Genomic DNA, 21,076 nt, shown 5'->3' with positions numbered 1-21,076 from the left:
ACTTCACTCCATTCGGGCACGGAACAGCCAGGCCGCCGCACTCAGAGAGACGAGGGCTATGACGCCAAGCGGCCAGAGCTGATGGAACACGACGGCGGCGGGCATGGCCTTCAAGAACAGGCCCTGCACGATGATGAGGAAATAGCGGACCGGATCGGCGTGCGTAATGATCTGCAACCAGTCCGGCATATTCTCGATCGGCGCGGCATAGCCGGAGAGCAGGATGAGCGGCACGGTGACGATGAACGAGCCGAGAAACGCCTGCTGCTGCGTCATCGACATAGCCGAGACGAGCAGACCCAGGCCGATGAGGGCAAGCTGGTAAAAGAGCATCGCGATGAGGAAGAGCAGGAAGGAGCCGGTGAAAGGCACCCCGAAGGCAACCTGCGCCACCACCAGAAACAACACGCCATTGACCATGCCGACCAAGAGCGGCGGCACCATCATGCCGATGAGAATCTCATGCACCCGCATGGGCGAGACCATCAGCTGATCGAACGTCCCAAGTTCCCGCTCCCGCGCCACAGCCTGCGAGGTGATGGCAATGCCGGCGATGGAGATGATCAGCGCCACCAGCCCCGGCAGGGTGAACCACATATAATCGAGGCTGGGATTATACCAATGCGTCACCGCGCTGCCGCTGGCCATGCGCGCACTGATCGGCGCCAGTTCCGCCCCATAGCCCGCCGCGATCTGGCTCACATAGCCCGCGACGATCTGCGCAGCATTGGACCGGCGGCCATCCAGCACCAGGCCCAGCGTCGCGCTTTGCCCACGCGCAAGGCGCTGATCGAAATCCTCCTGGATGACGAGCGCCGCCAGCACCTTCTGCTCGTCGATCGCCTCTTCCATCGCCGCCATGGAGGGCAGTAGGATGACGTCCCGAAAGCGCGGACTGCCCTCAATGCGCTGGAGCAATTCCTGCGCATGGGCGCCGCCGGAGCGATCGACGAGGCCGATGTCGACATTCTTGACGTCCAGCGTGGTGGCGAAGGTGAAGATCAGCAACTGAATCAGCGGCGGCAGCACGAGCACGATGCGCGACTTGGGATCGCGCAGCAGCGCCCAGATTTCCTTGACGATCATCGCGCGCAGGCGGGTGAAGCGGGCGGCCATCAGTCAAGGCTCCGCCGCGTCGCGCGGAAGCAGAGGATGAAGAACAGCAGGCCAAAGCCCAGCATGATGAGGATGTTGGGCAGGATGATCGCCCAGATGTCGCCGGCCATGAACACGGTTTGCAGCGCGGGAATGAGGTAGCGCGCCGGCACGGCATAGGTCAGCGCCTGGATCGGCCAGGGCATCGACCCGATCTCGAAGATAAAGCCGGAGAGCAGGAAGGTCGGGAGGAAGGAGGCGAGCAACGCCACCTGGCTGGCCACGAACTGGTTGCGCGTCGTTGCCGAGATGAACAGCCCCAGCCCCAGCGCCGGCAGCAGAAAGGCGGCAGCGATGGCGAACAGGGCAAAGATCGACCCGTGGAAGGGCAGCCCGAAGGCGGTCACGGCAATCACCGTGCACAGCGCCATGGAGACCATGCCGAGCAGGAAATAGGGCAGCACCTTGGAGAGGATGAACTCGGTCATCCGCATCGGCGTGGCCAGCAGCGCCTCCATGGTGCCGCGCTCCCATTCACGCGCGACGACCAGTGCAGTGAGCAGCGTCCCGATCATCGTCATCACGATGGCGATGGCGCCGGGCACGAGGAAATAGCGGCTCTGCAGGCCCGGATTGAACCACATGCGCTGGGAGACATCGATGGGCGGCGCAGCCCGGCGCCCGAGGCGCATCCCCTGCTCGTCGGCCATCCATGTCTGGCGCACCCCCTCGGCATAGCTGGCGACGAAGTTCGCCTGATTGGGCTGAGTGCCATCGGTGACGATCTGGATTGGTTGCGGCGTGCCCTGCGCCATGGCTCGGCCGAAATCGGGCGGAATGACGACGAAGCCGCGAATAGCCCCCTGCTGCATCAGCGCGCGGGCAGGCAGCACGGCATTGAGCGGGGTGACCTGGAAATAGGGCGAATGGGCATAGGCCTGCGCCAGCCGCGCGGCCGGCGCGCTGTCATCCTGCACGACCAAAGCGATCTTGGTGTCGCGCGGATCGAGAGAAATCGCATAGCCGAAGAGGAAGAGCAGCAGCAGCGGCATCGCAAAGGCGATGAGGAAGGTCGAAGGATCGCGCCGGATCTGGGCATATTCCTTGACGATCAGCGCCAGCAGCCGGCGGCGCGAAGCGCCTCCCATGGCGCCGGCACTTGCCTCCACCTGCGCCAGCGTCGGATCGGGATCGGCCCTGCTCATGCCGCTGCCTCCGCGTCCCTGTCGGCGTCGGACGCCTCAATGAGGGCGATGAACGCATCCTCCATCGTCGGATCATCCTTGCCGGTCAGTTCGCCAGCTTTCGCCTTGAGCGAATCCGGCGGACCGCTAGCGATCTGCTGCGCGCGATAGATGAGCGTCACATCGTCGCAATATTCGGCCTCGTCCATGAAATGGGTGGTGACCAGTACCGTGACGCCGCGCCGGACGAGTCCGTTGATATGCGTCCAGAACTCGCGACGCATCACCGGATCGACACCGGATGTCGGCTCATCCAGGAACAGCACCGGCGGCTCGTGCATCACCGCGCAGGCCAGAGCGAGGCGCTGCTTGAAGCCGAGCGGCAGCGTCCCGGCATTGCGCTTGAGGTTACCGCCGAGCTCGAAAATGTCCGTCACCCGCTCGATCGCCGCGCGCGCCTGCCCGCCGGACAGATCATAAGCGCCGGCGAAGAAATCGAGATTCTGGGCGACCGACAGATCGCCATAGAGCGAGAATTTCTGGGCCATATAGCCCAGCGATCCGCGGGCCTGTGCGGCGGCCCGGCGCAAATCGTGCCCGGCGACCGATCCGCTGCCCTCACTCGGCGTGAGCAGGCCACACAGCATCTTGAACGTGGTCGATTTGCCAGCACCATTTGGCCCCAGCAGGCCGAAAATTCGGCCACGCGGAACAGTGAAGCTCACATCGCGCGCCGCCGTGAAGTCGCCGAATCTTTTGGTCAGCCCCCTGGCTTCGATGGCCGGTGCATCGCTGGCGGGAATCTCGCGATAGGCCGCCGCCAGCGCGCTGGTCCCTTCCGGCCCGCCCCCCAGCCGCTCGATGAACCCATCCTCGAAGCGCGCGGGTGCCCGAGACACCTGCGTTTCCGGCCCCATATCGAGTGCATCGGCATCAGGCACCGCATGGCCTTCGCCGATGAGCAGGCGGATCGCGCGGCCCTGCAAGGTGCCGTCGATCACGTCCAGCCGGTCGAGTGCGCGGGTGAGCGCCTGCCGCCGACGCTCCGCAAAGCCGGTGACCCGAATCACGCGGTCGCTGATCGCATCGGTCAGCGTGGCCGGCGGGCCGGTGAACAGCGTCCGTCCCTCGCTCAGCAGGTACACCGTGTCGCACAGCTCGGCCTCATCGAGATAGGCGGTGGACCAGAGCACGCCGATGCCCTCCTTGGTCAGCTCGGCAACCATGGCCCACAACTCGCGGCGGCTGATCGGATCGACGCCCACGCCCGGCTCGTCGAGCAACAACAATGGCGGCGTGCTCACCAGCGCGCAGGCCAAGCCCAGCTTCTGCTTCATGCCACCCGAGAGCTTGCCGGCCGGGCGCGCCTGAAAGCGGGCAAGGTCGGTGAATTCGAGGAGGCGCTTGAAGACGCTCTCCTGCGCATCGCGCGGCAGACCCCGCATCTCGGCATAAAGGACGAGATTCTCGCGCACGGTCAGGTCTTCATAGAGGCCGAAGCGCTGCGGCATGTAGCCGATCGAATCAAGGCGATCGGCAGGCGGCGCGCCGAGAATGGAAACGGTGCCTTCATCCGCCCGCATCAACCCGGCCAGCACGCGAATCAACGTTGTCTTGCCGGCACCATCCGGCCCCACCAGCCCGGTAACCTTGCCCGGCACCACAACCAAATCGACCCCGCCGAGCGCGCGCGTGTCGCCGAACGCTTTCACGATCCCCGTGGCCGTCGCAACCGGCTGGCCATCGCCAGCGACTGGCGCGAGGTCACTCATATCGGCCTACCGCCGTTATTCCGTCGCGATGGCGACGTCCCGCGCATGGTCAGCGCTTCGCTACAGGAGCGGCATCGGCGATGGAGACGCTCACCGGCTGGCCCTGCCGCAGCTTGCCGTCCGGATGATCCACGACGATCCGCAAGCGATAGACCAAGTCGGTGCGCAGATCGCTCGTCTCCACCGTCTTGGGGGTGAATTCCGCGCGCGGCGAAATATAGCCGATGATGCCTGAATAAGATTTGGGGTTGCCGTCCGCCGTGATCGTCACTGTCATACCCGGCGCGATCCGGCCGAGCTGGTTCTCCGCCACATAGGCTCGCACGCGCACCGGGCGATCGATGGCCAGCGTGAAGACGGTTTCGCCCGGCGCCACGATTGCGCCGGGTTCGCGCGCGCGCGTCACCACCACACCATCCACGCTCGCGAGCAGGCGGGCGTCGTCGAGATCGGTGCCAACGCCCTTGCGCGCAGCCTCTGCGGCCTGCAGCGCCGCGCGCGCCGCCTCGACGTCTTCGCGCCGCGCGCCGGTGCGCACCAGGGTCAGCGCCGCCTGCGCCTCGGCGAGCTGGGCATTAGCGCGATCGCGCATGGCGACGGTGGCTTCCCACACATCGCGGCTGATTGCGCCCGGGGCGACCAGCGGCTGCCGACGTTCATAGTCGCGCTGGGCATCGCGCGCCGCCGCCTGCGCTGCCGCAAGGCGGGCCTGCGCCTGAGTGACATCTTCCGGCCGACTGCCGCGCTGAAGCTTGAGCAGTTCCGCGCGCGCCTGCGCCACGCGTGCATCGGACTGGGCGACGGCGCTATCGATGGAGGCTCGGTCCAGCTCGGCCAGCAGCATGCCCTGCTTGACCCGCTGGCCTTCCTCCACCGGGATCTGCGCGATCCGCCCGCCGACCCGGAAGCCGAGATCCACTTCCCGAATGTCGACATTGCCATAGAGCGTCAGAGGCCCGTCATCCCGCCCCAGCAGCCCGAAGCCGCGCGTGCTCACGGCAGCGATCAGCAGCACGGCGACGATGATGAGCACGATCAGGCGCTGGCGGGTCATGGCGTCATTCCTCGGTGAGCAGGGTTTCGGCGGACTTGAGCAGGCTGGCGACCAGCGCCTCGCCCGTGGCGGAATCGAGATCGGGCACTTGCATGGTCCGCACCACGCAGGCGCGGCCGAGGCGCAAAATCAGCGCCATGCCCATGATATGGAGGATCAGCGGGCGGCGCTCCGCTTCGGCGAGCGAGGGCCGTGCGACCGCGGAGAGAAGAATCGCGGTCTCCACCAGTGGCCCTATCAATCCATCGTAGAGGCGCGCGAAGGCCTCGGTCGGGTGCTGCTGCTCGCGGGCCACGAACTGCGCAAAGGTCGCCGAGCGCGACGAGAGCAGGAAGCGCGCCAGCGTCTCCAGCAGCGCCAGCATCTGTGTGCGGGCCTGCGCGGGCGTCTGCGGTGGCTGCTTCTCGATGATGGCGATCAGCGGCGCGTAGATACTGCCGACGACCGAGGCGATATGGTCGGCGCAGGCGAGGTAGAGCCCTTCCTTGGAGCCGAAATGATAGGTGATCGAGGACATCGCCGTCCCGCTGGCGCGGGCAATCTCTCGCGTGCTGGCCCCATCGAAGCCGAAGCGGCCGAATTGCTCGAGAGCCGCCTCGATAATCTGCAACGGAAGATCGCTTCGCGCCGGGCTTTCTGTGTCCACGGATGCGGCCTCGATATCCGTTGCGAGCGCTTTCTTGCGCATGCGGGTTACGGCCTCATGCATTTTCTTTGCCCGTCGTGGCGTGGCGGACGTGCTGGTGGCACGTCCCTGAACCGCTCGATCTCGAGATCCTTCGTCGAGCGGCGTTCAACGATGAGCAGCACAATGACGATGGAGACCGCATGAAGGATATTTGTTCGATCGAACGAACAATGTCAAATGGCGAGAGTAACCGTCGGGAAGGCTAGGTTGAACCGCTGCGACGCCCTAGCGATCCGTAGGAGCCTCCTCTTCGCGCCCCTCGACAGGTTGATCCAGCTTGGCCTTTGAATCCGGCGCATCCCTCTTGGCACGGGCCTGCCCCTTGCGGCGGCGCAGATTGGCCCGCAACGCTTCGGCGAGCCGGCGTTGGCGGTCGGAGGGCGGGGTGCTCATCCTCTTGCTTTACGAATCCGGCTTTTGCGCTGCAAGTCGCCTTGACAAGGCCAGACGGTAAGGCCATAGGCGCGGCCTTGCTGACGCGGGGTACCCCTGCGAACGGCAGTGCTGCCGTAGCTCAGTGGTAGAGCGCATCCTTGGTAAGGCTGAGGTCGCGAGTTCAATCCTCGCCGGCAGCACCATTTTCCCCCATTTGCTGTGAAGAACGCAGAGCCAGCCTGTAACGGCTGGTTGCGGGCCACGAGAAATCATCGACTTACGGTGCATGAGTGGCGCTGCAGACACACCTCACCCCGGTGAGCAAACGTGTAATCGACGTTTATTTGCCCCCTCCCCATCGCTCCCTACCTTTCAAGCACGGTTCAAAACATCTGAAAGGTATCCGTCATGAAGTCATCACTGCTTTACACCGCTGCGTTGCTGCTGAGCGGCGGCATTGCTGTGCCAGCCATGGCGCAGGACACCGCAGCGCCAGCCACTGCACAGCCCGCGTCGCCCGCCTCGCCCGCAGCGCCGGCTTCTCCTGCCACGCCGGCCGCACCGGCCACGGCAGCGGCTCCCACGAGCTTTACGGACGCGGAGCTGGTCGGCTTTGCAAAGGCCGCTATCCAGGCGGACAAGATCCAGAAGGACGCAACGGTCGCTGCCGACGCCAAGCAGGAGCAGATGCTCGCCGCAGTGCAGTCCAATGGCCTGACGCCGGCGCGCTACAACGAGATTGCCCAGGCGACCCGGACCAATCCGGATCTCGTAAAGAAGATTCAGGAACTGGCCTCGGCCGACATGGCGACACAGCAGCCGGCCACCGCGAATCCCTAAGACGCGGCGCGCACAACGCTGAAACGACTTGGGCGGCTCCCTGCGGAGCCGCCCATTTTCATGCCCGGTTGTCCTGCGCCTTCACCCGCAATCGCCACGCATGAAGCAGGGGCTCGGTATAGCCGTTTGGTTGCGCGACGCCCTCGAACACCAAGGCCCGTGCGGCTTTCAGCGCAAGGCTCTCCGGATGGCCTGCCATCGGTCGATAGAGCGGATCGCCGGCATTCTGTGCGTCGACCTTGGCCGCCATCTTCTCGAAGGCCGAATCGACCTGCGCCGGCGTACACACGCCATGAAGCAGCCAGTTGGCGATATGCTGGGAAGAAATGCGCAGCGTCGCGCGATCTTCCATCAGGCCGATGTCGTTGATGTCCGGCACCTTGGAACAGCCAACCCCCTGATCGATCCAGCGGACGACATAGCCGAGAATCCCCTGCGCATTATTCTCCAGCTCCTCGACGATCTCCTGCTCGGACCAGTTGGTGCCAGGTGAGAGCGGCACGGTGAGCAGGCCCGAAAGCGGCGCCACCAGCTCGCGCCCGCGCTCTTGCTGGCGCGCCGCCACATCGACGGTGTGATAGTGCGTCGCGTGCAGCGTCGCCGCCGTCGGTGAGGGTACCCAGGCCGTGTTCGCCCCGCTCATGGGATGCGCGATCTTCTGCTCAAGCATGTCGGCCATCCGGTCCGGCGCCGCCCACATGCCCTTGCCGATCTGCGCCCGGCCAGAGAATCCGCAGGCCAGACCGATCTGCACGTTGCGATCCTCATAGGCCTTGATCCAGGCGGCGCTCTTCATGTCGCCCTTGCGGATCATCGCCCCGGCTCGCATCGATGTGTGAATCTCATCGCCCGTCCGGTCGAGGAAGCCGGTGTTGATGAACACCACCCGATCCTTGACCGCCGCGATGCAGGCCATGAGGTTGGCAGACGTCCTCCGCTCCTCGTCCATTACGCCGACCTTGATGGTGTGCCGGTCCATGCCCAGCATATCCTCGATCGCATCGAACAGATCGTTGGTGAAGGCGCATTCCTCCGGCCCGTGCATCTTGGGCTTCACGATGTAGACGCTGCCGGCGAGACTGTTGCGCACCGGCCCGGCGCCATTGAGATCGTGCAGGCCGATCAGGCTGGTCACGATACCATCGAGAATGCCCTCGGGCGCCTCGGCGCCATCGGGCAGCACAATCGCCGGCGTGGTCATCAGATGGCCGACATTGCGGACGAGCAGGAGGCTGCGTCCCTTGAGCGACCATTCCGACCCCTCGCGATCCTTGAAAACCCGGTCCTGATTGAGCCTGCGCGTCTGCGTCTTACCGCCTTTCTCGAACGTCGCGGAGAGGTCACCCTGCATCAGCCCGAGCCAGTTGGCATAGGCCGCCACCTTGTCCTGCGCATCCACGGCCGCGACCGAATCCTCCAGATCGACAATGGTCGAGAGCGCCGATTCGATCACCACGTCAGCGATGCCCGAGGGGTCATTCTTGCCGATGGGGTGATTGCGGTCGAACACCACCTCGATATGCAGGCCATTCTTGCGGAACAGGCGGCCCTTGGGCGTCTGGCCGACATATTGGGTGCCGTCCGCGATGGCGAAGCCCTTGGCGGGATCGCCCATGTCCGCCCAGCTCCCGGACACCAGCGGCACGGCCCTGTCGAGAAAGGCCTTGGCCCAGGCGATGACCTGCGCGCCGCGCTCGGAATCGTAGCCGCCCGGCTTGGCCGTTCCCGGCAAGGCATCCGTGCCGTAGAGCGCATCGTACAGGCTACCCCAGCGCGCATTGGCCGCGTTGAGCAGGAAGCGGGCGTTGAGCACCGGCACCACCAGTTGCGGCCCGGCCAGCGTTGCGAGCTCGGCATCGACCTTTTGCGGATCGATGGTGAAGGGCGCCGGCTCTGGAACCAGATAGCCAATCTCGCGTAGGAAAGCCTCATAGGCCTGCTGATCGATCGGCTGGCCGGCCCGCGCCTCATGCCAGGCGTCGATCTGCGCCTGAAGATCGTCGCGCTTCGTCAGCAGCGCACGATTGCGCGGCGCAAAATCGGCAAAGATCGCTGCCGTCCTGGCCCAAAAGTCTTGCGCAGTCAGCCCCGTACCCGGCAGCGCGCGCTGCTCGATGAAGTCGGCCAGTTCCTGCGCCACCGAGAGCCCGGCGCGGTCCACCTTGTTCGTCATGCCTTGCATCCCCGCCGTTCAGCCCTGCGCCTTGAGGCCAGCCGCTGCCAGCCCGGCCAGCGCGGCCGCTTCGTCATTGTCCGATGTGTCGCCGGTCACCCCGACCGCGCCGATCGCCACGCCCTCATCGTCGACGATGATGACGCCACCGGCCGCCGGGATCACCGCATGCGGCGCGGAGGCCGCAAAAGCCCCGATGAACCAGGGGCGCTCCTGCGCCATATCCCCCAGCTTGCGTGACGAAACGCCCATGGCGAGCGCCCCGGCCGCCTTGCCCGTCGCCACCTGCGCGCGCGCGAAAGAAGCGCCATCGCCGCGCTGAAAGGCGATCAAATGCCCGCCAGCATCCACGACGGCGGCGCTCAGCGGCTTGAACCCTGCGGCCTGCCCTTGCGCGAAGACGCCCTCGATAACCGCATTGGCCTGTTGCAAACTGATCCGGCTCATAAATCTGTTCCTTCCGCTCACGTGCGATCATCGGGATTTGGCTGTGCGGGGACATAGCCGGCCCGTTCAGTCGAGACCAGCAAAGTCCGCGTCGAATCAGCCGCGAAGCGCAACGCCTTGCTGGCGACAGGACATCGGTCACAGCAACTGCCGAAATGCCAACGCCCCGGTCACAAAGCGGTTCAGCATCGCGCCAAAACGCATTAAGGGGCGGCCCACACTCCGCACTCGCGATGAAATACGAGGGACGTCATGACCGATACCAAGCTGATCGCCACCATCGATGCCGCGTGGGAGGACCGCGCCAATATCGGCCTGTCCACCACGGGTGACGTCCGTGCGGCGGTGGAGAAGGCGCTGGCGCTGCTGGATAGCGGCGAAGCGCGGGTGGCCGAGCCCAGCGTTAATGGCTGGCAGGTCAACCAATGGCTCAAGAAGGCCGTGCTGCTCTCCTTCCGCCTCAACGACAATGCGTTGATCGACAATGGCCCCGGCGCCGGCCACTGGTGGGACAAGGTGCCCTCCAAATTCGCAAACTGGGGTGAAGCGGAATTCCGCGCCGCCGGCTTCCGCGCTGTACCCGGTTCCATCGTTCGCGCCGGTAGCTATGTCGGCAAGAACGTCATCCTGATGCCCAGCTTCACCAATATCGGTGCGTTCGTGGGTGACGGCACGATGGTCGACACCTGGGTGACGGTCGGCAGCTGCGCGCAGATCGGCAAGAACGTCCACCTCTCTGGCGGCGTCGGCATTGGCGGCGTGCTGGAGCCGCTGCAGGCCGACCCGGTGATCATCGAGGATGATTGCTTCATCGGCGCGCGCTCGGAAGTCGTCGAGGGCGTGCGCATCGGCCAGGGCTCGGTACTGTCGATGGGCGTCTTCATTGGCCAGTCGACCAAGATCGTCGATCGCGCCACCGGCAAGGTCTATATGGGCGAGGTGCCGCCCTATTCGGTGGTTGTGCCCGGCTCGCTCCCCGGCAAGCCGCTGCCGGACGGCACGCCCGGCCCGAGCCTCTATTGCGCTGTCATCGTCAAGACCGTCGACGCACAGACCCGCTCCAAGACGGGCATCAACGACCTGCTGCGCGACTGATCGGGAAAGGGGGCGGGGCCCGACCTCGCCCCGCCTTTTCCCATCTCAGGCGGCTTTGAGTTGGCGCAGATCCCGTCCGCTCGGCTCCTGGAACACCCGCAGATCGAAAGAGTCTAGCACGGCCAGCATATGGTCGAAGATGTCGGCCTGGATCGCCTCATAGGCCGCCCAAGCCGTGGTGGTAGTGAAGCAGTAGATTTCCAGCGGAATGCCCTGCGGCGTCGGGTCCAATTGCCGCACCAGCAGCGTCATCTCCTTCGAGATGCGCGCATTGGCCCGCAGATAGGCGGCCATATAAGCCCGGAATGTCCCGAAATTGGTGACCCGCCGGCTGTTCACCGGATCGAGGCCGTCATGGGCGATGCGGCTGTTCCATCGCTCCAGCTCCGCCTGCTTTTCCACCAAATAGTCGCCCAGCAGCGCAAAGCGGCGCAGGCTCTGCTCTTCCTGATCGGACAGAAACCGCACGCTGGTCTGGTCGATCATCAGCGAGCGCTTGATCCGCCGCCCGCCGGATTCGGACATGCCGCGCCAGTTCTTGAAGCTCTCCTCGATCAGCCGGTGAGTCGGGATGGTGGTGATCGTCTTGTCCCAGTTCTGCACCTTCACCGTGTGCAGCGCGATGTCGATCACGTCGCCATCAGCATTGAGCTGCGGCATCTCGATCCAGTCACCCACGCGCAGCATGTCGTTGGAGGTCAGCTGGACGGACGCCACCAGCGACAGGATCGTATCCTTGAACACCAGCATGACGACTGCCGCCATGGCGCCAAGGCCCGAAAGCAGCAGCAGCGGCGACTTATCCATCAGCTGGGCGATCATCAGGATCGCCGCCGCCGCGAACAGCACGATCTTGAGAACCTGGATATAGCCCTTGATCGGCCGGTTCACGGCGTGCGGCCGCCGCTGGTAGAGATCGTTGACGAAGGTCAGTGCATGGCTGAGCGCCAGCACGATGGTGAGGATCACGAACGCGCCGGCCACATTCTGCACCACCGTCACCAGCGATGGCGGCAGATGAGGTACGGCGGCGATCCCGCGCGCGACGACCATAGCCGGGACGATATTGGTCAGCCGGGCCACCGCGCGGCCAAGTGCAGGCGTATCGTGCGGCAGGACGCGCAGCGCCATGCGCAGCAGGATCGACTTGAAGATGAAGTTCGCGAGCGCCGCGACCGCGATCAGGATTGCCAGCCCGGCGAGGCTTTCAGCCCAGGCCGGCAGACCGGCGAACCACCGATCGAAAAGGGGAATGGAAAAGGAAGGGTCGGTTGCCGAGGGAATAGAATCAATCATGACAATGGGCGCGACCGCGAGGGGGCCGGCGATAAGCTCCTGTTTTATCTCAAATTGGGCGGCCAACCTGCCTGCCTTTAGGCATGAAGTCAAACCAGCGGCCGGATTGTGCGGGCCGCTGGCTGCGCCAGACGATCTAGACCGGCGTTGAAATCTTCATGAGGACGAGGCCCGAAACGATCAGCGCAGCAGCGGTCAGCCGCAGCACTGTAAGCGCCTCCCCAAAAAACGCGATGCCGACAGCGAATGCGCCGAGCGCGCCGATGCCCGTCCAGATCGTATAGGCCGTGCCGAGTGGCAAAACCTTCAGCGACCAGGCCAGGCAGGCAAAGCTGAGCAGCATCGCCGCGATCATGACGAGGGTGGGCCATAGCCGGGTGAAGCCATCCGACTGCTTCATGGCCGTTGCCCAGACGACCTCGAACAAACCCGCGATAAAAAGCGCAATCCACGCCATGACAGCCTCCTGAAAGCGCCGGGCCGTCCCGGTCTTGACGTCAGAGGCGGGAACGTGGTCGCCGCAAGGAAAATTTAGGCGCCACACCGCGTGCGATCAAGGGCACTTAGGCCCTAAGTCGATCAAGCCCTCAGCCGCCGCCGAGCAGGCGCTGGCGGAGGCGTTCCATGCCGATGGCGTCAATGGCGGCTGCCCGGTCGGGCGCCTTGAGCACCTCGGCCAGATAGCCAAGCGTCTGCGCGGCAAGATCGAACTGCTGCAAGGCGGTCGCCCGGCTCGTGACATCCACCGTTTCGACCAGTTGCGTGCCGAGGTCTTCGATCAGATGCCGCAGCACATCCAGTTCCTCGGCGATTCGCCGATCCAGCTCCGCAGTCGGGGCCGAGGCGCGGGGCGCCGTCCCAGCCGCAGCGGGCCGTGATGACGGCAGAGGCGCATCGGCGCGGGGCAGCCCGATCTGACTTGCGGCAGCGATCCAATTGCCCTCCCGCCAGCCGGACACCGAAATCGTGCCCTCAAAGCGCACGCCGCAGCGATTCTTGTCCACCCAGATGACCGTGGCGCCCATCTCCAGCTGCAAGCGCCGCAAGACGAGGCCCGCGCCGACCGGCGGCAGCGCGGCGCCTTCCAGCAACGCGCCGTGCTCGGAGAGATTGCGGATGCGCACCGGAGCGGCGATCCCCTCCGCCTCAATAGTCGCGGACAGGAGCAGATTCGTGCGGGAAGGCCGAGCGGCCGCTGGGTTGGACTGGTCTGCCGGCATCGGCACAATCGGCTTCCTATCCAAAAAACATTCTCTAGATCCGTCGCTCGGCCCGGCGTCCGTCCGACCTCCCGGACGTCTGCGGGGCTGAGGAAATCTCCCCGCAAATAGCAGGCTCGCTTGCCGGCGCAAATCCCATCCGTCGACTCGCGCTCCTCGCCGAGTCCCGAAATGCGCCGAACGGGCCGCGTTGCAATTGATTAGCGCCGGCGCCGGCACGTGCCTATATCGACGCTATGGCACCACCCAGAAAGCCCACCCTTCCCCAGCCCGCCGGCCTGCCGACGCGCGAACAGATCCTCGATTTCATCAGCAATGCCGATCAGCCGGCAGGCAAGCGCGAGATCGCCAAGGCCTTTGGCCTGCGCGGCAACGAGAAGATCGCGCTCAAGGCCCTGCTGCGCGACATGGCCGATGAAGGCCTGCTCGAAACCGGCAAGGCGCGGGCCTTCAACCTGATGGGCGGCGTCCCCAAGGTCACCGTGCTGCGCGTGGTCGAGTCCGATGGCGGTCAGGTCATCGCCGTACCGGAGCGCTGGGAAGCCGAGGGCCACCCTATTCCCAAGCTGCGCGTCATCGAGCGCGGCAAGCGCGGTGCACTGGGCGTTGGCGACCGGATTCTGGCACGCACCGAGCAGGCCGGTCATGGCTGGGTCGCCCATCCCATGAAGAAGCTGGCCGGCGCGACCGAGCAGATGCTCGGCGTGGTGGCCAAGGACGAGCGCGGCAAGCTGATCCTGCGTCCCGTTGACAAGCGCATCCGCTATGAGACGCCGATCAGCGACCAGGGCGATGCGCAGCCGGGCGATCTCGTGCTGGCCGAGAAAAGTGGCCGACCCCCGCGCATCACCGCGCGGGTGACGGATGTGCTCGGCGACCCCTTCCAGCCGCGCAGCTTCAGCCTCATCGCCATTCACAAATATGGCATCCCCGACGTGTTTCCCGAGGAGGCCGAGGCCGAAGCCGCGAAGGTCCACGACCTGCCCCTCCACGCCGATGCGCGCGAGGACCTGCGCGCCCTGCCCATCGTGGCGATCGATCCGGTCGATGCCCGCGATTTCGACGATGCCGTGTGGGCCGCGCCCGACGATGATCCGGCCAATGAAGGCGGCTTCAAGGCCATCGTCGCCATTGCAGACGTCTCTTATTATGTGCGCCCCGGCTCGGCGCTGGATCGCTCGGCGCGCAAGCGCGGCAACAGCGTCTATTTCCCCGACCGTGTCGTGCCGATGCTGCCGCACGCGCTCTCGTCGGACATGTGCTCGCTCAAGGCCGGCGAGGATCGCGCCGTACTGGCCTGCCACCTCGTCATCGGACCGGGCGGTGCGCTCAAATCCTGGCGCTTTACCCGCGCGATCATCCGTGTCGCCGCCAACATTCCCTATGAGATGGCGCAGGCCGCCATCGACCGCGTCGAAGGCAAGCCCGAGCGAACCTTCTCCGACACCCGGCTCGACACGGGCCTGATCGATCGCCTCAAAGGCGATGGGCTGATCGACGAGGCGCTGGTGCCGCTCTGGGCTTGCTGGCGGGCGCTCGCCAAGGCGCGCGATGCCCGTGGTCCGCTCGATCTCGACCTGCCCGAGCGCCGGGTCGTGCTCGACGAGGAAGGCCGCATCGTCAGCATCGCCATCCGCGAACGGCTGGATGCGCACCGGCTGATCGAAGATTTCATGGTCACCGCCAATGTCGCTGCCGCCAAGGCGCTGGAAGCCAAGAAGGCGCCGGTCATGTACCGCGTCCATGAGCCGCCCAGCCGGGAGAAGCTGACGACGCTTAAGGAGTATCTTGAAACCTACGGCATCAGCCTGGCGCTCGGGCAGGTGATCACCACCAAGACCTTCAACCGGCTGATCGAGCAGATTCCGGATGATGCCGCCGCGCGCCCGCAGATCATGGAGCAGATCCTGCGCAGCCAGACGCAGGCCTATTACGGCCCGCGCAATCTCGGCCATTTCGGCCTGTCGCTCGGCTCCTATGCGCACTTCACCTCACCGATCCGGCGCTATTCGGACCTTTTGGTGCATCGCTCGCTGGTCGGCGCCTATGGGCTGGAAATGCCCGCCCCGGCGGACAAGTCGCTCCCGCGCGACACGCGGCTCTCTTCGGAAGACGTGGCCGATCTCGCACCCATCGGCGAGCGGATCAGCCAATATGAGCGTCGGGCGATGGAAGCGGAACGCGAAACGGTCGACCGCTATGTCGCCGCGTTTCTGGCGCAGCATGTCGGCGAAATCATGGCCTGCCGCATCACCGGCGTGCAGAGCTTCGGCTTCTTTGCCACCGTCGTCGAGCTGGGCGGCGATGGACTCGTGCCCGTCTCAACGCTCGGTGGCGAATATTTTCGCTATGACGAGGTGCATCAGGCGCTGATCGGCGAGGATAGCGGCGACCGCTATGCCATGGGCGACCGCATCGACCTGCGCATCGCCGAATCCGACCCGGTGAGCGGCGCGCTGCGCTTCGAGATTCCGCACGGCGCCAGCCACATGCCCGAACGCAAGGACCGTCGCCGTCCCGGCAGTGCGCCCGTCCGCCGCACCGGACGCCCGCCGAACATCCGGCACACCGCGCGCCGCAAGGGGCCGGTCAAACGCCGCTGATCGCGCGGGACATTGGATAAAGGGGCGCTCCATCTAGGCGCGCCCCGTCGTTCATTCCTGCGCTGTCAGGTCAAAAGGCGTAGAACAACGAAAACTGCAGCACAGGGTAAACCTTGTACTTGTTGACCTCGTCGTCGACGTCCGCCTGTTCCTTGAGCAACTGCTCCTGGAAAGCCGCGTTGGTGGCGAGGCTGCCGGTGGCGCGTAGCGCATCCACGCGCGGCGTGCCTTGGAACATGGCGCCGGCGTCCACGCCGAACTTGATGCCGCGCGTCAGGCCACCCCCATAACCCACGGTCAGCAGCGGGGCGAAGTCCTTGGCGCGAATCGTGCCGGAGAGCGTGCCGATCTCGCTCGGGATATAAGTAACATCGCCGATGGTGACAGGCTCGGTCGGCGTCGCCGTAGCGCTGACCCGGTTCTTGGCGATGCGGAAACCACCGGAAAGCCGGAACCCGCCGCCGAACGGATAGACGTCCGCGACGGCGCCATAGGATTCGAGCTTCAGCTTGCCCTCATAGGTCAGGTCGTTGACGTCGATGTCGTGGCTGAAATCGAAGAAGGACGCGCTGGCTCGTACGCCAAACGTCTCATTGATCCTCATCCCCACTTCCGGCCCGGCGCCGAGCGTGCCGGCGGTGACGCCAACCGAGTAGCGCGCATCTTCTGCGAAGGCGGGCGACACCGCCAGAAGCGTGGCGGTGCTCAGTGCGAGACAGGTCTTCATCTTGATAGGCATTTTGCTTTCCCCCCAAATGTCATGAGGGCGCGCTCATGCCCGAGCCGGGTACAGGCGTCATATCCTGTCAGGGATATACGCCGCGGAAGCGATCGCTGTGTTTCGGCGGCCGATTATTCGTGCTGCCGGCCGAAGTCAGGCGCGGCGTCGTCCTGCCCTTGCTCGATGATCGAGCGACGGATCGCCCGCGTCTTGCTGAAATGCTCGAACAGCGCGTCGCCATCGCCCCAGCGAATGGCCCGTTGCAGTTGCGAGAGATCCTCCGAGAAGCGCTGAAGCATCTCCAGCACCGCGTCCTTGTTGGTGAGGAAGACATCGCGCCACATGGTGGGATCGGACGCGGCGATGCGGGTGAAGTCGCGAAAGCCGCCGGCCGAATATTTGATGACTTCGCTGCGCGTCACGCTCTCCAGATCATTGGCCGTGCCGACGATCGTATAGGCGATGAGGTGCGGCAAATGGCTTGTGACGGCCAGCACCAGATCATGATGCGCGGCATCCATGATCTCGACATTGGCGCCCAGTCGCTGCCACAGCGCCTCGACCCGCGTGACCGCGACCGGATCGGTCCCGGCCGGCGGCGTCAGGATGCACCAGCGGTTGCGGAACAGCGTCGCAAAGCCTGCCTCCGGGCCGCTATTCTCCGTGCCGGCAACCGGATGTGCCGGCACCAGCGTCACATCGGGCAGGACCCTGTGGATTTCGGCGATGATGCTGGCTTGGGAGGAGGCCACCTCCGAGAGGATGACATCGGCCGCCAGATCGTCGCGGATCGCCTCGGCAACCGGCGCCATCGCACCCGGCGGCACGCACAGCACCACCAGATCGGCATCGATCACCGCCGCGCCGGGCGTGTCCGTCACATCATCGCATAGGTCGATCCGCCGCGCGGTCTCTCGCACGTCCGGATTGGCATCATGCCCGACCACCCGCACGGTCGGCGCATAGGCCCGCAGGGCGCGCGCCAGCGACGAGCCGATCAGGCCCAGCCCGATGATGGCAACGCGCGAAAAGGGCAGCATCAGGCGCCGACGATCCGACGGAGTGCAGCGACGAGCCCCTTCATGTCTTCCGGCGTGCCGATGGTGATGCGCAGGGCATTGGGCAGATCCTGACCCGGCAGCCAGCGCACGATATAGCCCGCGTCCATCAGGTCCTTATAGGCCGTCTCGGCGCTCGTCTCGCCCTCGAACAGTACGAGGCTGAAATTGGCCTTGGACGGCACGGCGCGCAGCCCCTTGTTGCTAAGCGCCCCGATCTCCGTCTCGAACCAGGCGCGCCATTCGCTGTTGTGCGCGCGGCTCTTCTCCACAAAGTCCTGCGCCTCCAGCGCCGCGACCGCCGCGCGGGACGAGGCGATCGGGAAGGAGAAGGGCTGGCGGATACGATGCATCGCGTCGATCACCTCCGCACTGGCATAGCCCCAGCCGACCCGGCCGGCAGCAAGGCCGAAGATCTTGGAGAAGGTGCGCGTGACCAGCACATTGGGTGCGGTGCGGGCGAGCTCCAGCCCGCCATCGTCATCCTCGGCGTCGAGATATTCGCTATAGGCCTGATCCAGCACCAGCAGAACATGTGGCGGCAGTCCGGCATGCAGGCGGGCGATCTCCGCGCGAGGCGTGAACGTGCCGGTCGGGTTGTTCGGATTGGCGAGGAACACCAGCCGGGTGCGGTCCGTGACATGGGCCAGGATGGCATCGACATCCGTCGCATAATCCTTGTCCGCCACCTCGACGGGCACCGCGCCGACGCGACGCGTCGCGATCGGGTATACGGAGAAGCCATAGCGCATGAAAATGATCTCGTCGCCCGCGCCTGCAAAGGTGCCGGCAGCCATGTGCAGCACTTCATCCGACCCGGTGCCGTAGATGATCCGGGCCGGATCGAGCCCATGCCGCTGCGCAATCGCCTCGCGCAGTTCCACCGCAGCGGAGTCGGGATAGCGCTCCAGGCAGTCGGCAGCGGAGCGGAATGCCGCGCGCACCGGCTCGGCTGTGCCGAAGGGATTTTCATTGGACGAAAGCTTCACGACCTCGCGGCCATCATCCGCCTTCGACTTGCCCGGCACATAAGGCGCGATGGCCATGATCCAGTCTTTGGCGACGGGCGCGGCGGGCTTTTGCAGATCGTCTGTCATGGCGTGGCGCTTTAGCCCCGCTGTGCGCAATTGGCAAAGGCCTGTGCGATTCGCCCAAAGCTCCGCGATGATGCGCTCCACCGCCCCGCCCCGCCGGCCCGATTGACAATGCCCGTTCTTCGGCTCAAGCGCTGGATCATGTCCATGGAGAGTGCCATCGCTTCCACAGACCAGCGCTTCGGCCTGCGGCGGTCCATCCGGCTGGCAGGGCCGCTCCGGCTCGATAGCGGCGCTAGCCTGACGCCCGTTGAGATCGCTTACGAAACCTATGGCACATTGAACGCGCAGGGCAGCAATGCCGTGCTGATCTGCCATGCGCTGACCGGCGATCAGTTCGTGGCGTCGGAGCATCCGGTGACCGGCAAGCCCGGCTGGTGGACGCGCGCCGTGGGGCCCGGCAAGCCGATCGACCCCGAGCGACATTTCGTCATCTGCGCCAATGTGTTGGGCAGTTGCCTCGGCTCTTCCGGCCCGGCCAGCATCGATCCTGCCACCGGTGCGCCTTTTGCGATGCGCTTTCCCGTCATCACCATCGCCGACATGGTCCGCGCCCAGGCGATGCTGCTCGATCATCTGGGCGTGGCCCAGCTTGCCGCCGTGGTCGGCGGCTCGATGGGCGGGATGCAGGCGCTGGCGTGGCCGACCCTCTATCCCGAGCGCGTGCGCGCCGTGCTGGCGATTGCCACCACCGCCCGTCACAGCGCGCAAAACATCGCCTTTCACGAAGTTGGGCGCCAGGCGATCATGGCCGACCCGCGCTGGCGCGGCGGCGACTATTATGCCAGCGGCGAGCCCCCGGCGGCGGGTCTGGCGGTGGCGCGCATGGCCGCGCACATCACCTATCTCTCCGAAGCCGGGCTGACCGAAAAGTTCGGCCGCAAGCTGCAGGCGCGGGAGGCGAAGACCTTCGGCTTCGATGCCGACTTCCAGGTCGAGAGCTATTTGCGCCACCAGGGCATCAGCTTCGTCGAGCGGTTCGACGCCAACAGCTATCTCTATATCACCCGGGCGACGGATTATTTCGATCTGGCGGAGGATCATGGCGGCAGTCTGGCCAATGCGTTCGCGCGGACGCAGGCGCGGTTCTGCATCATCAGCTTCGATACCGACTGGCTCTACCCGACGACAGAGTCGCGCAACATCGTCCACGCGCTCCATGCCGCCGGTCGGGCCGCAACCTTCGTCGAGCTTTCGAGCCCCTTCGGGCATGACAGCTTCCTGCTCGATGCGCCGGAGATGAATCGCGTGCTCGACGGCTTCCTGAGAGGCGGCGCGTGACCGGGATGCACGCTGATATCACTTTGAGCGACGATCCGGTCCGGTTGGACCGCGCGCGCATTCATGGCTGGCTAGCCTCGAGCTACTGGTCGCCCGGCATCGCCCGCGCGCTGGTGGACCGGGCCATTGATGGATCGCACTGCCTCGGCGCCTATCGCAACGGCACCCAAGTCGGCTTCGCCCGCATGATCACCGACCATGCCACCTTTGCCTGGCTGAGCGACGTGTGGGTCGACGAGGCCGCGCGCGGGGCCGGGCTGGCACGCCGCATGGTCCAGTGGTTTCTCGATCATCCTGATTTCCAGGGCATCCGGCGTATCGGACTCACCACGCTCGATGCGCATGGCGTCTATGCCCCACTCGGTTTCCGCAGCCCGCGAAAGCCGGACCGCTACATGGAACGGCTCGACCCCGCCTTCGACACACTGCTGAATGGCGAAGAGACTTCGCCACATGACTGACGGCCTGCGTCCGGATCTTGCGCTGATCGCGCGCCACGTCACCACGGGCTCTCGGGTGCTGGACGTGGGGTGCGGCGATGGCGCGCTCATGGCGGCGATGCGCGACGGAGCACACGCGGATGTGCGCGGGCTGGAGATCGATCCGGCCAATGTTGCCGCGGCCGTCGGGCGCGGCCTGCCGGTCGTTCAGGGCGATGCCGACACCGACCTTGGCTATTATCCCGACAAGAGCTTCGATTTCGCGATCCTCAGTCAGACGCTCCAGACGACGCGGCGGCCGGACAAGGTGATCGAGCAACTGCTGCGCATCGGCAAACAGGCCTTTGTCTCCTTTCCCAATTTCGCGCATTGGCGCGGGCGCCTCTCTCTGATGTGGGGCGGGCGGATGCCGGTGACGCCGCTGTTGCCCGAGCGCTGGTACGACACGCCCAACATCCATCACCTCACCATCGACGATTTTCGGGCGCTGGTGCGTGAGCGCGGCTGGACCATCGATGCCCAATGGTTCCTTAACCATGGCCGCACGACGGGATCAGCCAATGCCAATCTGTTCGCCGAACACGCCGTCTTCCTGCTGCATGCCTGATGGGCGCCACACCACCCTTCCGAATTATGCTGC

At 65.4% G+C, this 21,076-nt stretch carries 20 protein-coding genes and 1 tRNA gene; 7 read left to right on the top strand and 14 right to left on the bottom strand.

All coding sequences use genetic code 11. From position 1 onward, the window contains the following. Positions 1 to 3: 3 nt before the first annotated feature. The 6 genes from M2341_RS01160 to M2341_RS01135 all read right to left on the bottom strand — a co-directional run bounded on the left by M2341_RS01160 (position 4) and on the right by M2341_RS01135 (position 6,186). On the bottom strand, positions 4 to 1,116 hold the full coding sequence (locus M2341_RS01160; protein WP_264583913.1) for an ABC transporter permease: 1,113 nt from the start codon (positions 1,114 to 1,116) through the stop codon (positions 4 to 6). Continuing rightward, a complete protein-coding gene (locus M2341_RS01155; protein ID WP_264583912.1) occupies positions 1,116 to 2,300 on the bottom strand; it encodes an ABC transporter permease in 1,185 nt (394 codons plus the stop codon). Before M2341_RS01155 ends, M2341_RS01160 begins: the two co-directional genes overlap by 1 nt. Continuing rightward, positions 2,297 to 4,051 carry an ATP-binding cassette domain-containing protein gene (locus M2341_RS01150; protein ID WP_264583911.1) on the bottom strand — a complete coding sequence of 585 codons (1,755 nt, stop codon included), beginning with the start codon at positions 4,049 to 4,051 and terminating at the stop codon, positions 2,297 to 2,299. Before M2341_RS01150 ends, M2341_RS01155 begins: the two co-directional genes overlap by 4 nt. 49 nt (positions 4,052 to 4,100) lie before the next feature. Beyond that, on the bottom strand, positions 4,101 to 5,105 hold the full coding sequence (locus M2341_RS01145; RefSeq protein WP_264583910.1) for an HlyD family efflux transporter periplasmic adaptor subunit: 1,005 nt from the start codon (positions 5,103 to 5,105) through the stop codon (positions 4,101 to 4,103). A 4-nt stretch (positions 5,106 to 5,109) separates the two neighbouring features. Next, positions 5,110 to 5,793: a CerR family C-terminal domain-containing protein gene (locus M2341_RS01140; RefSeq protein WP_264583909.1), complete on the bottom strand. Its 684-nt coding sequence runs from the start codon at positions 5,791 to 5,793 to the stop codon at positions 5,110 to 5,112. A 225-nt stretch (positions 5,794 to 6,018) separates the two neighbouring features. Continuing rightward, the gene (locus M2341_RS01135) at positions 6,019 to 6,186 is read right to left on the bottom strand and encodes a hypothetical protein (RefSeq protein ID WP_264583908.1); all 168 of its coding nucleotides are present in this window, start codon (positions 6,184 to 6,186) and stop codon (positions 6,019 to 6,021) included. A 110-nt stretch (positions 6,187 to 6,296) separates the two neighbouring features. On the opposite strand from M2341_RS01135, the gene M2341_RS01130 reads away from it, so the two are divergent. After that, positions 6,297 to 6,371, top strand: a tRNA-Thr gene (locus M2341_RS01130). A gap of 205 nt (positions 6,372 to 6,576) precedes the next feature. Next, positions 6,577 to 7,008, top strand: a complete 432-nt coding sequence (locus M2341_RS01125) for a DUF4168 domain-containing protein (protein ID WP_264583907.1) — start codon at positions 6,577 to 6,579, stop codon at positions 7,006 to 7,008. A 58-nt stretch (positions 7,009 to 7,066) separates the two neighbouring features. Here M2341_RS01125 and M2341_RS01120 read toward each other — a convergent pair whose 3' ends face one another. Beyond that, positions 7,067 to 9,181, bottom strand: coding sequence for a malate synthase G (locus M2341_RS01120; RefSeq protein ID WP_264577785.1), 2,115 nt, complete (start codon positions 9,179 to 9,181; stop codon positions 7,067 to 7,069). A gap of 18 nt (positions 9,182 to 9,199) precedes the next feature. Continuing rightward, a complete protein-coding gene (locus M2341_RS01115; protein ID WP_264577784.1) occupies positions 9,200 to 9,628 on the bottom strand; it encodes a GlcG/HbpS family heme-binding protein in 429 nt (142 codons plus the stop codon). A 252-nt stretch (positions 9,629 to 9,880) separates the two neighbouring features. Here M2341_RS01115 and dapD point away from each other — a divergent pair, with 252 nt between their 5' ends. After that, complete coding sequence (dapD, locus tag M2341_RS01110; protein ID WP_264577783.1) at positions 9,881 to 10,723, top strand: 2,3,4,5-tetrahydropyridine-2,6-dicarboxylate N-succinyltransferase; 843 nt, start codon at positions 9,881 to 9,883, stop codon at positions 10,721 to 10,723. A 45-nt stretch (positions 10,724 to 10,768) separates the two neighbouring features. Here the strand turns inward: dapD and M2341_RS01105 are convergent, their stop codons facing one another. The 3 genes from M2341_RS01105 to M2341_RS01095 all read right to left on the bottom strand — a co-directional run bounded on the left by M2341_RS01105 (position 10,769) and on the right by M2341_RS01095 (position 13,239). Continuing rightward, positions 10,769 to 12,019 carry a mechanosensitive ion channel family protein gene (locus M2341_RS01105; RefSeq protein WP_264583906.1) on the bottom strand — a complete coding sequence of 417 codons (1,251 nt, stop codon included), beginning with the start codon at positions 12,017 to 12,019 and terminating at the stop codon, positions 10,769 to 10,771. A gap of 136 nt (positions 12,020 to 12,155) precedes the next feature. Next, complete coding sequence (locus M2341_RS01100; RefSeq protein ID WP_264574049.1) at positions 12,156 to 12,476, bottom strand: DMT family transporter; 321 nt, start codon at positions 12,474 to 12,476, stop codon at positions 12,156 to 12,158. Positions 12,477 to 12,606: 130 nt separating this feature from the next. Beyond that, on the bottom strand, positions 12,607 to 13,239 hold the full coding sequence (locus tag M2341_RS01095) for a PilZ domain-containing protein (RefSeq protein WP_264585959.1): 633 nt from the start codon (positions 13,237 to 13,239) through the stop codon (positions 12,607 to 12,609). A 236-nt stretch (positions 13,240 to 13,475) separates the two neighbouring features. Between M2341_RS01095 and M2341_RS01090 the strand changes: the two genes are divergently transcribed. Next, positions 13,476 to 15,842 carry a ribonuclease R family protein gene (locus M2341_RS01090; RefSeq protein ID WP_264583905.1) on the top strand — a complete coding sequence of 789 codons (2,367 nt, stop codon included), beginning with the start codon at positions 13,476 to 13,478 and terminating at the stop codon, positions 15,840 to 15,842. A gap of 70 nt (positions 15,843 to 15,912) precedes the next feature. Here M2341_RS01090 and M2341_RS01085 read toward each other — a convergent pair whose 3' ends face one another. The 3 genes from M2341_RS01085 to hisC form a co-directional block, all read right to left on the bottom strand. Further along, entirely contained in the window at positions 15,913 to 16,581 is a 669-nt protein-coding gene (locus M2341_RS01085) for a hypothetical protein (RefSeq protein ID WP_264583904.1), read from the bottom strand. Positions 16,582 to 16,694: 113 nt separating this feature from the next. After that, complete coding sequence (locus tag M2341_RS01080) at positions 16,695 to 17,603, bottom strand: prephenate/arogenate dehydrogenase family protein (protein ID WP_264583903.1); 909 nt, start codon at positions 17,601 to 17,603, stop codon at positions 16,695 to 16,697. Further along, entirely contained in the window at positions 17,603 to 18,718 is a 1,116-nt protein-coding gene (hisC, locus tag M2341_RS01075; protein WP_181561000.1) for a histidinol-phosphate transaminase, read from the bottom strand. Before hisC ends, M2341_RS01080 begins: the two co-directional genes overlap by 1 nt. A 138-nt stretch (positions 18,719 to 18,856) precedes the next feature. On the opposite strand from hisC, the gene metX reads away from it, so the two are divergent. Genes metX through metW form a run of 3 tightly spaced genes read left to right on the top strand, consistent with a single transcriptional unit; the run spans position 18,857 to position 21,043 of the window. Then, entirely contained in the window at positions 18,857 to 19,996 is a 1,140-nt protein-coding gene (metX, locus tag M2341_RS01070) for a homoserine O-acetyltransferase MetX (RefSeq protein WP_264583902.1), read from the top strand. A gap of 5 nt (positions 19,997 to 20,001) precedes the next feature. After that, positions 20,002 to 20,457: a GNAT family N-acetyltransferase gene (locus tag M2341_RS01065; protein ID WP_264585958.1), complete on the top strand. Its 456-nt coding sequence runs from the start codon at positions 20,002 to 20,004 to the stop codon at positions 20,455 to 20,457. Then, a complete protein-coding gene (metW, locus tag M2341_RS01060; protein ID WP_181561002.1) occupies positions 20,450 to 21,043 on the top strand; it encodes a methionine biosynthesis protein MetW in 594 nt (197 codons plus the stop codon). The genes M2341_RS01065 and metW overlap by 8 nt, the downstream gene beginning before the upstream one ends. Positions 21,044 to 21,076 lie beyond the last annotated feature (33 nt).

The organism is Sphingobium sp. B7D2B, from assembly GCF_025961895.1.
Taxonomy (GTDB): Bacteria; Pseudomonadota; Alphaproteobacteria; order Sphingomonadales; family Sphingomonadaceae; genus Sphingobium.
This window is presented reverse-complemented; position numbering and strand designations above follow the sequence as displayed.

What these genes read in the sequence shown, in the direction of transcription:
- hisC (WP_181561000.1), bottom strand. Translation starts at nt 18,718, where the DNA reads ATGACAGACGATCTGCAAAAGCCCGCCGCGCCCGTCGCCAAAGACTGG.
- M2341_RS01065 (WP_264585958.1), top strand. Translation starts at nt 20,002, where the DNA reads ATGCACGCTGATATCACTTTGAGCGACGATCCGGTCCGGTTGGACCGC.
- M2341_RS01150 (WP_264583911.1), bottom strand. Translation starts at nt 4,051, where the DNA reads ATGAGTGACCTCGCGCCAGTCGCTGGCGATGGCCAGCCGGTTGCGACG.
- M2341_RS01080 (WP_264583903.1), bottom strand. Translation starts at nt 17,603, where the DNA reads ATGCTGCCCTTTTCGCGCGTTGCCATCATCGGGCTGGGCCTGATCGGC.
- M2341_RS01100 (WP_264574049.1), bottom strand. Translation starts at nt 12,476, where the DNA reads ATGGCGTGGATTGCGCTTTTTATCGCGGGTTTGTTCGAGGTCGTCTGG.
- M2341_RS01085 (WP_264583904.1), bottom strand. Translation starts at nt 16,581, where the DNA reads ATGCCTATCAAGATGAAGACCTGTCTCGCACTGAGCACCGCCACGCTT.
- M2341_RS01125 (WP_264583907.1), top strand. Translation starts at nt 6,577, where the DNA reads ATGAAGTCATCACTGCTTTACACCGCTGCGTTGCTGCTGAGCGGCGGC.
- M2341_RS01155 (WP_264583912.1), bottom strand. Translation starts at nt 2,300, where the DNA reads ATGAGCAGGGCCGATCCCGATCCGACGCTGGCGCAGGTGGAGGCAAGT.
- M2341_RS01095 (WP_264585959.1), bottom strand. Translation starts at nt 13,239, where the DNA reads ATGCCGGCAGACCAGTCCAACCCAGCGGCCGCTCGGCCTTCCCGCACG.
- M2341_RS01135 (WP_264583908.1), bottom strand. Translation starts at nt 6,186, where the DNA reads ATGAGCACCCCGCCCTCCGACCGCCAACGCCGGCTCGCCGAAGCGTTG.
- M2341_RS01115 (WP_264577784.1), bottom strand. Translation starts at nt 9,628, where the DNA reads ATGAGCCGGATCAGTTTGCAACAGGCCAATGCGGTTATCGAGGGCGTC.
- M2341_RS01145 (WP_264583910.1), bottom strand. Translation starts at nt 5,105, where the DNA reads ATGACCCGCCAGCGCCTGATCGTGCTCATCATCGTCGCCGTGCTGCTG.
- M2341_RS01140 (WP_264583909.1), bottom strand. Translation starts at nt 5,793, where the DNA reads ATGCGCAAGAAAGCGCTCGCAACGGATATCGAGGCCGCATCCGTGGAC.
- metW (WP_181561002.1), top strand. Translation starts at nt 20,450, where the DNA reads ATGACTGACGGCCTGCGTCCGGATCTTGCGCTGATCGCGCGCCACGTC.
- dapD (WP_264577783.1), top strand. Translation starts at nt 9,881, where the DNA reads ATGACCGATACCAAGCTGATCGCCACCATCGATGCCGCGTGGGAGGAC.
- M2341_RS01105 (WP_264583906.1), bottom strand. Translation starts at nt 12,019, where the DNA reads ATGATTGATTCTATTCCCTCGGCAACCGACCCTTCCTTTTCCATTCCC.
- M2341_RS01120 (WP_264577785.1), bottom strand. Translation starts at nt 9,181, where the DNA reads ATGACGAACAAGGTGGACCGCGCCGGGCTCTCGGTGGCGCAGGAACTG.
- M2341_RS01160 (WP_264583913.1), bottom strand. Translation starts at nt 1,116, where the DNA reads ATGGCCGCCCGCTTCACCCGCCTGCGCGCGATGATCGTCAAGGAAATC.
- metX (WP_264583902.1), top strand. Translation starts at nt 18,857, where the DNA reads ATGTCCATGGAGAGTGCCATCGCTTCCACAGACCAGCGCTTCGGCCTG.
- M2341_RS01090 (WP_264583905.1), top strand. Translation starts at nt 13,476, where the DNA reads ATGGCACCACCCAGAAAGCCCACCCTTCCCCAGCCCGCCGGCCTGCCG.